This is a genomic window from Faecalibacillus sp. TM498 (assembly GCF_020589955.1).
Lineage (GTDB): Bacteria > Bacillota_I > Bacilli_A > Erysipelotrichales > Coprobacillaceae > Faecalibacillus > Faecalibacillus intestinalis.
In genome coordinates this window covers 1-14068 of record NZ_JAJDKB010000056.1, presented here as the reverse complement: position 1 = coordinate 14068, position 14068 = coordinate 1, and the positions used below count along the sequence as shown (strand labels likewise).

Annotated in this window: 11 protein-coding genes; 1 reads left to right on the top strand and 10 read right to left on the bottom strand. The window is 29.4% G+C overall.

Annotated elements, in window-relative coordinates; all coding sequences use genetic code 11:
- Window positions 1-98: 98 nt before the first annotated feature.
- From LJD32_RS12860 to LJD32_RS12840, 5 genes are all read right to left on the bottom strand, one after another.
- Complete coding sequence (locus tag LJD32_RS12860) at window positions 99-1568, bottom strand: NAD(P)H-hydrate dehydratase (protein ID WP_227392575.1); 1470 nt, start codon at window positions 1566-1568, stop codon at window positions 99-101.
- Window positions 1569-1636: 68 nt separating this feature from the next.
- Entirely contained in the window at window positions 1637-3052 is a 1416-nt protein-coding gene (locus tag LJD32_RS12855; protein WP_227360183.1) for a C40 family peptidase, read from the bottom strand.
- A gap of 195 nt (window positions 3053-3247) precedes the next feature.
- A complete protein-coding gene (locus LJD32_RS12850; protein WP_227392574.1) occupies window positions 3248-4756 on the bottom strand; it encodes a C40 family peptidase in 1509 nt (502 codons plus the stop codon).
- Between the two features lie 191 nt (window positions 4757-4947).
- The gene (locus LJD32_RS12845; RefSeq protein WP_227392573.1) at window positions 4948-8175 is read right to left on the bottom strand and encodes an ABC transporter permease; all 3228 of its coding nucleotides are present in this window, start codon (window positions 8173-8175) and stop codon (window positions 4948-4950) included.
- Between the two features lie 2 nt (window positions 8176-8177).
- A complete protein-coding gene (locus LJD32_RS12840; RefSeq protein WP_119363925.1) occupies window positions 8178-8882 on the bottom strand; it encodes an ABC transporter ATP-binding protein in 705 nt (234 codons plus the stop codon).
- Window positions 8883-8945: 63 nt separating this feature from the next.
- Between LJD32_RS12840 and LJD32_RS12835 the strand changes: the two genes are divergently transcribed.
- Window positions 8946-9473 (top strand): metallophosphoesterase family protein, encoded by a 528-nt coding sequence (locus LJD32_RS12835; RefSeq protein ID WP_147580891.1) that lies wholly within the window; start codon window positions 8946-8948, stop codon window positions 9471-9473.
- On the opposite strand, the gene LJD32_RS12830 is transcribed toward LJD32_RS12835, so the two are convergent.
- The 5 genes from LJD32_RS12830 to LJD32_RS12810 all read right to left on the bottom strand — a co-directional run bounded on the left by LJD32_RS12830 (window position 9474) and on the right by LJD32_RS12810 (window position 13884).
- A complete protein-coding gene (locus LJD32_RS12830; RefSeq protein WP_147580892.1) occupies window positions 9474-10745 on the bottom strand; it encodes an FtsX-like permease family protein in 1272 nt (423 codons plus the stop codon). It abuts the gene before it with no gap.
- A complete protein-coding gene (locus LJD32_RS12825; protein ID WP_032089879.1) occupies window positions 10745-11515 on the bottom strand; it encodes an ABC transporter ATP-binding protein in 771 nt (256 codons plus the stop codon). The genes LJD32_RS12830 and LJD32_RS12825 overlap by 1 nt, the downstream gene beginning before the upstream one ends.
- A gap of 1 nt (window position 11516) precedes the next feature.
- Window positions 11517-12812 (bottom strand): ABC transporter permease, encoded by a 1296-nt coding sequence (locus LJD32_RS12820; RefSeq protein WP_227392572.1) that lies wholly within the window; start codon window positions 12810-12812, stop codon window positions 11517-11519.
- A 9-nt stretch (window positions 12813-12821) separates the two neighbouring features.
- Window positions 12822-13244: a MarR family winged helix-turn-helix transcriptional regulator gene (locus LJD32_RS12815; RefSeq protein ID WP_227392571.1), complete on the bottom strand. Its 423-nt coding sequence runs from the start codon at window positions 13242-13244 to the stop codon at window positions 12822-12824.
- A gap of 175 nt (window positions 13245-13419) precedes the next feature.
- On the bottom strand, window positions 13420-13884 hold the full coding sequence (locus LJD32_RS12810; protein WP_227392570.1) for a phenylalanine--tRNA ligase beta subunit-related protein: 465 nt from the start codon (window positions 13882-13884) through the stop codon (window positions 13420-13422).
- Window positions 13885-14068 lie beyond the last annotated feature (184 nt).

The following is a 14068-nucleotide window of genomic DNA, read 5'->3' as shown; positions in this document are numbered from 1 at the left end:
GTTTTTCCTCCTATTATTATATAGACAATTTTTTGATCTTTTTCTTTTTATTTTTTAAAAAAAGGTAAAAAAAATTACGAAACGAACACGTTTCGTAATCAATCTTGTTTCAATTTTTTCATCATTTGAGGAATTTCGTCAATTACTTTTGAAGCAACAACCGTATAATTTTCTTTATAGACTTCATCACCACATAAACCATGTAAATACGTTCCTAAAATAGCCGCATCTTTTGGCAAATAACCTTGTCCTAAAAAGCTACTAATAATTCCAGCAAGTGTATCCCCCATACCTGCAGATGACATTCCTTTATTTCCTGACATAATACGATATGTTTCATTTCCATCACTAATAAGAGTATGTGGACTTTTTAAAACTAAGGTAACATGATATTTTTTTGCAAATGCATTCGCTTGATCTACCATTTCACTTGTTTGCTTAAAATCCACAAATCTTTTAAATTCTCCATGATGTGGTGTTAAAATCCAAGAGGAATGATGATTTTCTAATAACTCTGGATGTTTTGCAAGAATGGTCAAGGCATCACCATCAATCACAACTGGAACTTGTGTATGATTTAAAAGTTCACAGACAAAACGTTCACTATCTTCATTTAAACCAAATCCACTTCCTATAAGAATTGCATCTTTCCCTTGTAATAAATGTTCATCAAAATAATGTCTTTGACATGATGTTGCCTCTGGACAAAATAAACTTAAAGAATCAATTACTTTTTCATTAGACCAAACCGTAACCAATCCACTTCCAGCATAAACAGCTGCTTTAGCTGCTAAAAGTGCAGCTCCTCGATAATGATAGCACCCTGTTACATGCATAATTCTTCCATAAGTTCCTTTGTGTCCATCATATAAACGTTCTTTTATATGATATTTAGCCCATTTAAAATCAATTGGTTGTGAAAATAGCATTTCTTCATGAAAAGATTTAGCATCTAATAATTCTAAAATCACTTTCCCTGTATACATTTCACTCTCTGGATTTAAAAAAGCAAGCTTATAAGCTGTTAACGTTATTGTTTGATACGCACAAATACAGCTATTATAAGGTTTTCCTGTATCAGGATTTAAACCTGTAGGAATATCTATCGCAATAACATCTACCTCTATATTATTTATAAGATCAACAACATATTTAACAATTCCTCTTAAATCACTATTAAGTCCAAAGCCAAATAATGCATCAACTACCACATCAAAATGTGGAACACTTTTTTGAAATTCTTCAAGTGTTTCTTCACTTACAAATAAACACTCTATCGATAAAGATTGTGCTTGGTCAAGATAATATCTATTTGCTTGACTGAGTTTTTCTTCTTTTCCAGTTAAGCAAAGTAATACCTCTTTACCTTCTTGGTGTAATTTAATTCCTAATGAAATCCCATCAGCACCATTATTCCCTGGCCCACAAACAATCATAATACATTGATACTTATCAAAATGTTTCAATAAACAATCACTGGCTTTATCTACTAATTGCTCAATTGAATAGCCATAATCCAACAATGCTTGATCATATCTTTTTAATTGACTACTTGTTGCAATATACAAAAAATCACCCTCTTTAGATATATTATATCGTTTTTAAAGGCAAAAAAAAAGGTTTCAAATCGAAACCTTTATTGATATCTAAGTCCACATGTAAATTTACCTACACCAGAAGAAACTTTAACAACATCTCCTGTATGTGGTGCATGAACATATTGTCCATTTCCAATATAAATTCCTACATGTCCTGAACGCCATAAAATATCTCCAACTTCAAGTTCAGATAAACTTACTACTTTTTTAGCAGCAGCTTTTTGTTCTGATGAAGTTCTTGGAATATAAATACCATTTTGTCTATATACCCATTGTGTAAATCCTGAACAATCGAATGAATTAGGACCAGTTGATCCCCATACATATGGACATCCTGTTTTAGAAAGACCTGTATTAACGATTCTTTCTCCATAGAATGTTACTTCCACTTGTAATTGTACTTCTGATTTATTACCTGCTGAATCCACACCTGTATATGTGACTGTCTTTACTCCTGTTGTAGAAGTATCAATTGTATTGAATGAAATCTTATCTTTCATATCACCATCTAAGTTATCTACGGCAGATGTAATATATGATTTTAAATCAACATTGCTTCCTTTATCAACAGATACTTTATTTGTTGATAAAACGATATTTGGTCCAGTAATATCTTTAACAGTAGCATTCAATGTTACTTTTGATGAATTACCAGCGCCATCAGTAGCAATAATTGTCATTTCTTTTTGTTGATTTAATTGTTTAGTATCAATTGTTCCTTCTACTTTAGGTTCAATATTTGTATCTAAGTTATCACTAATTGATACATAGTCTTGCCATTTAAATTCACTACCATAATCTACTGTAATATCACTTCCTGATTTTAAAGTAATTTCTGGAGCTTGCATATCAGCAATAAAGAATTTAAACGCTTCTTCAGTTGTATTACCACTATTATCACTTACTGAAACATTAATTGTTTGTGTTCCTTGTTTTGAAGTATCTAATTGTTTATCACTTTCGATAAATGGTGTCACATCTCCATCTACATTATCCACTGCTTTAATATATGAAGATAAATCTTGACTACCATAAACTGGTACTTCAATATAATATCCATCATTTGCACCTAACATTTTTAATTTTGGTGCTTCTTCGTCAACAACATCTACTTGAATTGTTTTAACATCAGTATTATTAAACTGATCTGTTGCACGCACTTCAACTTGATATGTTCCTAATTGTTTAACATCTAAGGAATCATCATCAGCTTCTACTAACAGCTCACTTCTACTATCATGATTATCAACAACATCAATTGCATCCGTATCAAACTTTTCACCGTAAGGAATTTGAATATGACTTGATACAATCTCAGGCTTTTCATGATCCACACCAGCATAACCTACTAACATAAATGCAGCTACCCCAGCGATTGGAATAAACATTGCTTTTCTATTTTTAATTTTCTCATCAAACAATGTTTTGAGCTTGGTCTGTATGTCTGTTTTCATAATGTTCTCCTTTTGAATTTTTTTAACCGTCTATTATCATAACACATTTTATTTAAAAATGCAAATTTGTAGAATTTATCAATCTTTTTTCAATTTTATTATACCCAAACAATCAATAATTAGTTTCATTCATTATTAAAAATATATTCTTTTAAAGTACAAAAAAAGCCGTGATTTTTCCACGACTTTTTAATATTAAGGTCTAATTGCACATGTAAAGCTACTTACACCAGATGAAACTTTTACAACATCTCCAGTTTGTGGAGCATGAATGTATTGGTTACCACCAATATAAATTGCTACATGTCCTGGTCTCCATAAGATATCCCCAGGTTGTGCACTCGAAATACTGATTACAGTACCAGATGATTTCATCGCACTTGATGAATGTGGTAAAGATTTACCAGCTTTAGCATAACACCATTTTACTAGACCAGAGCAGTCAAATGTATTTGGTCCTTCAGCACCCCATACGTAAGGGCACCCAAGTCTTGAATAGGCAGCACCTATAACTGATGTTCCGTAATAATTTGGTCTAGAAGTAGTACCAATAGCTACAGAACCTTTCTTAGAAGAAGTACGTACCGCATTAACTTTTACAGTTAATGACGCACTACCTTGATTTCCAGCAGCATCACTTACTGTATAAGTAGCTGTATAAGAACCAGCTTTTGAAGTACTTACAGAAGGAATTGATACTTTTCCTTTTACATCTCCATCTTTATTATCAGTTGAACTTGATAAGTAGTTAGATAAATCTAAACTTGCTCCTACGTTTACAGAAACTTCTGATTTTGATAAAGAAATTTTTGGCGCTTCTGTATCTTTTACAGCAACATTCAATTGAGCAGAAGATTCATTACCAGATGAATCAGTTGCTTTAATTGTTAAAGTTTGTACACCATCTTCTTTATGGTTATCAATGCTTCCTTCTACTTGAGGTTGAACGACACCATCAAAGTTATCTGTAACATCTACATAATCAGATAAGTTAAAATCTGACCCATAATTTAATGTAACATCTGCACCATTTTTCAATGTAACCACTGGTGCAGCATCATCAGTCACAGCAAAATCAATTGTTTTTTCTGTTTCATTTCCTGAAACATCTGTGGCTTTTAATGTAATTGTTTGTGTTCCTAATTTAGAAGTATCTAAAGTTTTATCTGCTTCAATAAATGGAGTTACATCACCATCTACATTATCAGTTGCTTTTACATAACTTGATAAATCACTACTTCCATTAACAGGAACTTCAACTACATAACCTTCATTTGAACCTAAAGTTTCAAATTTTGGACCTTCTTGATCCACTACTTTTACTGTAACTTCTTTTGTTGTTTCATTATTAAATGAATCAGTAGATGTTACAGTAACCTTATAATCTCCTAATTGTTCAACATTTAATGATGCAAGATCGGCACTTACTTGAATGTCTTCTCTGCTATCACGATTGTCAGTTACATCTACAGTATCAACATCAAATTTTTCTCCATAAGGAACCTCAATTTGATCAGATGTGATTTCTGGTGCTTTTGTATCAGCAGCAGCGTATCCTACTAACATAAATGTTGCAACACCTGTAATAGGTATAAACATCGCTTTTCTATTGACAATTTTTTCTTGGAAAAACTGAGTTAACTTCTCTTTGACTTTGTTTTCATCTACATATTGACTAACTCTTTCCTTAATATTTCTCTCCATTCGTCTCCTCCTTTCAACAAATACAAATGTATTATAACGTAAAATCAACTAAAAATCCACCCTTTGCCCTGTCTATACAAGTAGTAAATCCCTTGAATGTCAACCATAGTAAAGGATTTAGAAGATTCAATTTTTTTTAATTTTTTTTGAAAAAATCCTTAATTTTACGTAATCCTAAATAATATTTATGATTACTCTATGCTTTTCAAAGACTCAACCATGTCTATTTTTTTAAGAACTCTTCGCATATAAAGATTAATTAAGAATGTAAATGCCATTGTTAAAATAATAGCAATCATATAGCATCTGATATTAACTGTTCTAATAAACATCGCCATATCTACTTCAACCGTTCTAATCAAATAAGTATGAATAATCTTACCAAGACCAAGTCCAACAATCGAACCAATAAAGGCTAAAATAATGTTTTCTCTAAAGACATAATCATAGACTTCTTTTGGATAAAAACCTAAAACCTTAATCGTTGCAATTTCACTTTTTCTTTCTTGAATATTAATATTTGTTAGATTATATAAAACAATAAACGCAAGTGCACCTGCACAAACAATTAAAATAAAGACAACACTATCTAAACTTTCCATTTGACTATAGAATCCTTCTGAAATAGCACTGACATATTGAATAGAAGTAATATTTTCATGATGATCACAATAATTTGTAAGTTTCTTTTCACTTGCTTTTTTATTTAATTTAAAATATTGGCTATTATAATGAACTTCATCTTTGGTTAAGTTTTCATAGTATTTTGGAGACATATAAATATAATGTCTAAAATAAAGCTTATAAATACCTGCAATTTTTACTTTATAATCTTTATTATCTAATGATAATGTAAGTTGATCACCAACTTTTAAATCTAATATTTCGGCAAGTTTTGCATTGATGTAAACACCATCATCTTTAAGATTTAAAGTCTTGCCTGTTTGATAATCACTCATATGAATATATTGATCAAAATCTTTTGTTTCACTTGGAATTTCAACTGTTACCATTTGTTGATCAATCGTGATCGTTTTATTGTAAATACCCATTGTCGATTTCACTTGAGATTGCCCTTTAAAATCATCTTGTGCTTGTTTTTTTGTCGTTGCTGTTAAATCATCTTTATAATTTACAACACCATCATAAATCCACATATTGCCATATTGTTCGCTTGCTAGTGGAGAAACAGAATACTTGATTCCAAAACCAATAACGATCAATGCTGTACAACCTGCTATTCCAATAACAGACATAAAGAATCTCTTTTTATATCTAAAGATATTTCTCATTGTTACCTTTTGATTAAATGATAATCTCTTCCAAATAAAAGTAATTCTTTCAAGTAATATCCTTTTCCCTAGCTTAGGCGCTTTCGGTCTTAAAATTTGCGCTGGAACAGCTTGTAATTCTTTATAACAGACCATAAAAGTGACAAATAAAATAATCACGACTGAAATAATATATGTCTGTATACATGTTGCTAGTTCAAAAATAATACGTGTTGGTGCTCCTATATCAAACATCATAATACGATATAAATAGTAAATAATACTTGGGAAGAAATATGTTCCAAAAACAATTCCAATACTACTAGCAAAGAATGTTGCTAAAAAAGCATAGATCAAATATTGCATAATCACATCTTTTTTCTTATAGCCCAACGCTCTTAATGTTCCATTTTGTACTCTTAGTTCTTCAACCATTCTTGTCATTGTTGTCATTGAAACAAGAGCTGCTACTAAGAAAAAGAGAACTGGGAACAGAATTGATAAAGCTGATATTGAATCACAGTTACCACTATAACTTAAGATTGCTGCGCTTTCATTTTTAGTTAAGGTAATGATTTTTCCTTTTTGTAAATCAGCTACTTGTTGTTTAGCTTCATTTAAATCACTTTGTGCTTGATCTAATTTTACTTTAGCTTCGTCTAATTGTGGTAAGTTACTATCTAAAGTATTTTTAGCTTCGTCTAATTGTTTTTTAGAATCAGCAAGTTTGATTCCTGTTTGATCTAAAAGAGCTTTAGAAGCCTTTATTTTTTGATTTGAGGCATCTAATTGTTGTTTACTTTGTACAAGTTGAGCATTTGTTTGATCTAAAACCGTTTTATTTTGATCTAGTTCTTGTTTAATAACAGGTAATTGTGTTTTTAAAGTAGTGATTTGTGATTCATTTTGTTTTAATTGATCATAGCTTACAATCAAAGTTTGTGCTTGTTGATAATAAGGTGAATCGCTTGGAATATTTTTAGCTTGTTCATAACCGCCAAATTGACTTAACGCAGCTTCAACAGTTTGGATAGATGTATCATATTGATCAACTTTTTCTACATAATCTAAATAAGTCTGGTAACCTGCTTGGTATTGTTTAAGTCCTTCTTGGTATTTTTGATACCCTGTTTGATATTGACTTAAACCAGCTTGATATTGTTTTAAACCACTTTGGTATTCTTTTAAACCTTGTTGATATTGAAGATATCCTTGATCATATTGTTTTTTACCATCAAGATATTGATTCATACCATTTTGATAAGCATCCATTCCCTCTTGATATTGTTTTAGACCATCTTGATACTCTTTTTCACCATCAGCTATTTTATTCAAAGCATCTTCTTTTGTTTGATTGTAAAAATCAAGATTATAATCTTTTAAAATTGCTTTGATTTTTTTATTGATTGGTTTTACATACTCATCATAATCATCATCAAATTCATATAAATGATTTTCATTTTTTAAATGAATACGCAAATCATTATAAAAAGTCTTTTGATCATGTAAATCAAACAATTCATCAGGAACAGCCATATGTTCATTTCCTTGATTTAAAACAAGAATAAACCCACTATTATTCCCATCACCTAAACTGTTTGTACCTCTTTCTAAATTACTTACATAACGACTATCATTAATGATTCCTACAATTTTATATTCTTTTTTACCATAATCATTTTCTAAAGTAATTTGATTATTTAATTTCAAAGATGATTTTTTTATATACTGATAATCCATCAAACATTCATTATCTTTTTGAGGGTATCTTCCCTTTAATAATTCAGGTAGGTCTACCCCCTTTGAAAAATCATCATCACTATAAACTGTCATCCCGATATTTGCTTTTTCATCATATGACATTAAAGCATCAAAGCGAAAACCATAATCAACAGCTTCTACTCCTTTTACTTTTTCAACTTTTTGAATAATAGATTCATCAAAACCATATGTTGCAATATAATTCAAATCATTCCATTTATATGTTTGTAAATAATCGTGCATTGATTCTTTCATAATCAAAGGACTTTGTCGAAGTCCTGCAAAAAATGAAGCTCCTAAAAAAACAATACAAAAAATAGATAAAAATCGTGCTTTTGTTTTTTTAATAATTCTTATTTGATTTTTAACATAAGCATTTCTTTTCATTATTACCACTCAATTTCTTGAATAGGTTGAGGATGTTCATTTAAAAACATTTGATCAACCTTTCCATTTTTTAAATGAATCACACGATCTGCCATTGGAGCTAAAGCACTATTATGAGTAATCACAATAACTGTCATTTTATACTTATCACACATTTCTCTAAGCAAAGCTAAAATAGCTTTCCCTGTTAAATAATCTAAAGCTCCCGTTGGTTCATCACATAAAAGTAATTTAGGATTTTTCGCAATCGCTCTAGCAATTGCTACACGTTGTTGTTCTCCACCTGATAATTGCGCAGGAAAGTTATTCATACGATTTTCTAGCTCTACCCTTTTTAAAACCATTTTTTCATCTAAAGGATCTTTAGATATTTGTGAAGCAAGTTCAACATTTTCTAAAGCTGTTAAGTTTTGCACAAGATTATAAAATTGAAACACAAAACCAATATCATCTCTTCGATATTGTGTTAATTTCTTTTCATCATATAAAGCCACATCTTGACCATCAACCATAATAGATCCACTTGTTGCTTGATCCATTCCTCCAAGAAGATTTAAAATCGTTGTTTTTCCGGCCCCACTAGGACCTACAATAACTACAAATTCTCCTTTATTAACTTCAAAATTCACACCATTACTTGCATGAATTTCAATATCTCCTACTTTATATGTCTTTTTGACATCTTTAAACTGAATAAAAGAATCCATAAAATACCTCTCTTTCTTATTTTATGATAAAATAATTATAGCATATTTAACGGAGGTACATTTATGAAAATTATGATTTTATCCGATAGCCATTCAATGACAAAACAAACTCTTTTAAACTTCATCAACCAACACCCAGCTGATTATTACATTCACTGTGGTGATATTTATATGCCTTATTCTCCTTTAGAAATAGATAATTTCTATAATGTAAGAGGAAATAATGATTTTGCGGATATTCCCAAAGATTTAACCCTTACAATCGACGGTTTAAATTTTTTTATTTGTCATGGTCATCTTTTTCATATAGATGAATCTATGTATGATTTAGAACAATATGCATTAAATCATAAAATAGATGTTGTTTGTTTTGGTCACAGTCATAATCCTACTTGTTATAAAAAAGAAAATACTCTTTTTATTAATCCAGGAAGTGTAACTTTTCCTAGAGGAAATTATCCTCATCCTACTTATTGTATTTTTGATACGGAAAATCACGAAGTTCAATTCTATGATTTAAAAGAAAATCAGCCATGTAATCCTTTTGAAGTAAAGAAAAAAGAATCCTTTTTTAAAAGATTCTTTAAATAATTATTTTTCCATAATGATAGATGTTGGTAAAATACTCTTATAAAGTTTGATACTTAATAAATAGCTTATTAATAATGGAACAATTTGAATTAATAAAATAATTAAAAATAAATAGAACGTAATTTTAGCTTTAATAAGTAAATTACATAAGATAATGATTTGATAGGATAGCGGCAGCAAAAGAATAACTCCATAGAAACAAATCATTTCTTTTTTTATGATCTTTTTTAATTGTTCAATAGAAAATCCTAAACAGCAAAGATTTTCAAAGTTTCCTTTTCTTTTATAAAGTTCCATTCCTATTTTAAAGACAATCGTTAAAGCCATTAAAATCATCACGGAAACATAAGACATTAAAGCAACCATTGAAACAAGTGGCTGTTTTAATGTATAGACTGTAATACATGTAAGTAAAACAGAAGATAATAAAGAAATAAGTAAAAGGCTAAAAATCTTTTGTAGATCACTATGAAAGAAACCATAAGCAATCAAATCTACAGAATTTTCTAATGATTGATTCTTTTGCCTTTTTCGAATATATTCTGGTAATACTTTTTTAATAAGCCCTGATATTCCTATTAAACCAAATAAAGCTATAAACATATAAGAAGTTGAATCTTTCACAAATAAGAATAAAACCATTGGCACAAAATAAAGAATAATAAAAACTTTACTCGTAATTTGTGGACCTTTTAAACCACTTAAATCTATTTTATTTTTATCATGAATCATAGAATTAATCGTACTTCTAACACAATACCCCAAATTCAACATAGAACACCACATAACTTCAAAAGCAAGAATCATAAATGTTGCTGGAAAAGTTTGGCTTGATAAATAGAAAAGCTGTCCATTATATTTAAATGTCATCATAAACAAAGAATTGATCGTTGGAATGAGTAAATAACCTAAAACAAGACCTAAAGGAATCGCACAAAGCATAATCGTAAAGACTTGTAAGAATAAGTAGAAGCCTAATTGATAAATACTTGCTCCTGACATCAAAATAATCGAAATTTCTTTTCCTTTATTAGAAACATAAAAGTTATTTGCGAGAAAAACACAAAGCATAGCAATAACAATCACAAAGACTGCAATCGGTGTCACAAAGGTTGTATCATCTTTTCCTAAATGAATACCTGAATAAGGATTAAATGTAAGATTAAAAAAAGAGAATATAAAAATAGTTGTAAGTAAGAATGTCAAAAAGTAGAAAATACTTTTTGACATATCTTTTTTTAATGAAATCAAAGATAACTTAAAAATACCCATTATTCAAACAACTCTTGTGATTCACTTGAATTAATATCAACTATTTTATAAAAATATTCTTTTTGAGATAAACCTTCTCTTTCAATTGTACGATCAATAATGCCATCTTTAATATAAAGAAGTTTTGATGAATAAGATGCAATCTTACTATCATGTGTAACCATTAAAATAGAAACCCCTTCTTTTTCATTTAATTCTTTAAAAAGCGATAAAATCTCATGAGAATTTTTACTATCTAGATTTCCTGTTGGTTCATCAGCAACAATCAATTTAGGATTAGTAACTAAAGCACGACAAATAGCTACTCTTTGTCTTTGACCACCAGAACATTCATTAGGAAATTTATCTAATGTTTGTTCAACATTTAATTTTTTAGCAACTTCCTGAACTCTTTGCGTAATTTCTTTTTTATTGACATTTGCAAGAGTTAGAGGAACAGCAATATTTTCAAAAATCGTTAAACTATCTAATAAATTAAATTCTTGGAAAATAAAACCTAAATTTTCATATCTAAATTTACCAATTTCTCCTTCAGACATCACACGTACTTCTTTTCCATTAATAAAGACTTTTCCTTTTGTAGGAATATCAATAGTTGAAAGATTATTAATAAAAGTTGATTTTCCCGCTCCAGAAGGACCCATAATACATACGAATTCCCCTTCATACATCGTAAGTGAAACTTCATGTAAAGCTTCAAATAACGTTTTTGTCCCTATTCCATATATCTTAGTAATTTTATCAGCAACAAGTATTTCTTTTCTTTCCATTTTATTTTCCTCCTTTAATTGGTTTAACAACTGCATTTATATATTGAACATAAGTAATAAATCCTGAAACAATAATTGGAATAATATAAGATAAAATATAAATATAAGCAAATTGTAATGACATATCTCCATAGTAAATAAACCGACCTGAAATAAACATAATATAAACAAGCGGTATAAGTATTAAAACAAAGTAATAACTGATAACTTCTTGTCTTACTATTTTTCTAAGTTCTTTTCTGGTATATCCAATCTTCCATAAATTCACAAATAAAGTTTTTCTCGTTAATGCTTCCATTGATAGCTTATAAATGATTGAAACGACTAATAAAACAACCACTACAATATAACCAATAACGCCTGTGGTAAATTCTCGTGGAGAATTTTGGTTTGCTGCAAGTACTGCTAACATTCCAGTTACAGCAACGGTCATTAATGAAAATAATAACAAAGATCTTTGAATCGAATAATTTAAGTTAGAAATAGAAATTAAAACATATCTTTTAGTAAGAAAAATCCCTCTTTTAAGATTTCTTACAAAATCAGGTAAAACATAGCGAATCACTCCTATTGCTCCACCTAAGCCAACAATCGTTGGAGCAATATAAGCTGTTGGTTCATGGGGATTCATAAACATCATCACAATCCCAAAAACATATATTCCAAAAAATAAAACAGCTTTACTTTTCTTTGTATTTCTTTTTACTTTCATTTCTTTTTCTTGCGAAAGTAACGTTTGAATATCATTTTTATGTAAAAATCCTGCTGTTAAAACACAAATCATTGATAAAACAATCGCTACAAGAATAAATGAATAAAGATATGCTTCTTGAGGAATATAAGAAGGATCTTTATGTACACCTAACATTTGATACATATAGGCATTAGAAAAGGGAACAACACATCTTCCTATTAAAATACCTAGTGGTGTTGCTAGAAGCAACAAAGTGAATGTTTGATACAAGACATACATTGTTGAATTAATATAGCCAGAACCTGACATTGCCATAATAGCCAGTTCTGTCGTCTTTCTTGATAAAAAGAAATCATTTGCAAAGAAGACCATAAAACAACAAAAACAAATAATCAAAAACGATAACACAGATGAAAATGGCATTTGTACGTCACTCCATGTCCCACCACTTCGAGCAACCGCTTGATCAGCTAAATCCGGATTATTAATAATATTGAAAAACACAAAACATACGGCAACCGCAAATATCAGAGTAATTCCATAAAATAAACTCTTTTTATAGTCTTTGACAAGCATTCTCATTGAAAATTTAAAAATTCCCATAACAACCTCCTATTTAAATAATTCTTTAATTTTATCTATTGAATGAATACAACTTTCTATTTCTTCTTCAGATAAAATCATTTTCATTTTATTCATGATATCTTGATAGATATCTTCTGTTTCCTGAATCAAATTTTTTCCTTTATCCGTAATAACAATACGTGTATGACGTTTATCAAAATGACTATTTCCCATTAAAAGCCAACCTTTATCTTCTAAACGAAAAACAATTCCCACAACTGTCGAATGAGGCAATTGAAAATTTTGACAAATCGTTTTTTGATAAACCGATTCATTTGTTTGAGCTACAAAACGAATAATATTTAATTCATTGAATTTAAGCCCATAAGGTTTTAGCTTCTTATTGGCATACTTATTCATCTGTGTCGTCAACAAATCTAACACCACCAGTGCTTGATATTCTTGGTACATACATATCCCCCTTTTTCAATTATAATAGCGCTTACATCCAAGTACAATAAAAATATGTCGAATTCGACATATTTTTTTAAACTCGGTTAAGATCCATATTTTTTTACATGTTATCCCTTGAATTTTAATTTTTTCATAAAATAAAAGACATTCTAGAATAAGTTCTAAAATGTCTTTAAAGTATTTCATCAGTTCCCCCTAAATAATAAGTCACAACTGTAATTAATTCTTTAGCTATATCTTTTACATATTTATCAGAGGTTTCTTTATTGACTTGAACAATAAAGAAAATATCTTTGCTTTCATTTGTGACTTTTGTTTTATCTACTTGTCTTATTTCACTATAACAAATAATATCATTGGCATCATCTATATAACTATAAATACCTGCCTTAACCTCTTTAGCTTCTTCACTCCCTAAAGGAATATAGTTTTCATTTCCTTGAGTTAGTCTTAAAGTAATATTTCCCTCTATTTTATCTAAATCATGGGCTCCTAAAGCTAATTTAGTATCCATAGAAATTAAATTATAGAGATCAACTAAGGGGTTGATTTTATGAAATTCTTGTTTCTTTAATAGATTTTTTAAAAGACGTTTAACATGAACATCTATATAATCATTTAAAGAGGAAGAATACACAGTATTATTAATTTCTTGTATTCTTACACCTTTAATTTTAACTCTTAAATCAAGTACGTCTTGTTGTACTTAAATTCAAATTTTCGATTCATCCCCTATTCTCCTTTTAAAAAAGGGAAAATAATTTTCCTAATCTTGAATTAAAGGTGTTGATAAATAACGATCTCCACCATCTGGTAATAAG

Excerpts from the sequence above, each read along its gene's own strand:
- LJD32_RS12830 (WP_147580892.1), bottom strand. The coding sequence starts at position 10,745 with ATGGGTATTTTTAAGTTATCTTTGATTTCATTAAAAAAAGATATGTCA.
- LJD32_RS12855 (WP_227360183.1), bottom strand. The coding sequence starts at position 3,052 with ATGAAAACAGACATACAGACCAAGCTCAAAACATTGTTTGATGAGAAA.
- LJD32_RS12815 (WP_227392571.1), bottom strand. The coding sequence starts at position 13,244 with ATGTACCAAGAATATCAAGCACTGGTGGTGTTAGATTTGTTGACGACA.
- LJD32_RS12850 (WP_227392574.1), bottom strand. The coding sequence starts at position 4,756 with ATGGAGAGAAATATTAAGGAAAGAGTTAGTCAATATGTAGATGAAAAC.
- LJD32_RS12820 (WP_227392572.1), bottom strand. The coding sequence starts at position 12,812 with ATGGGAATTTTTAAATTTTCAATGAGAATGCTTGTCAAAGACTATAAA.
- LJD32_RS12845 (WP_227392573.1), bottom strand. The coding sequence starts at position 8,175 with ATGAAAAGAAATGCTTATGTTAAAAATCAAATAAGAATTATTAAAAAA.
- LJD32_RS12840 (WP_119363925.1), bottom strand. The coding sequence starts at position 8,882 with ATGGATTCTTTTATTCAGTTTAAAGATGTCAAAAAGACATATAAAGTA.
- LJD32_RS12835 (WP_147580891.1), top strand. The coding sequence starts at position 8,946 with ATGAAAATTATGATTTTATCCGATAGCCATTCAATGACAAAACAAACT.
- LJD32_RS12825 (WP_032089879.1), bottom strand. The coding sequence starts at position 11,515 with ATGGAAAGAAAAGAAATACTTGTTGCTGATAAAATTACTAAGATATAT.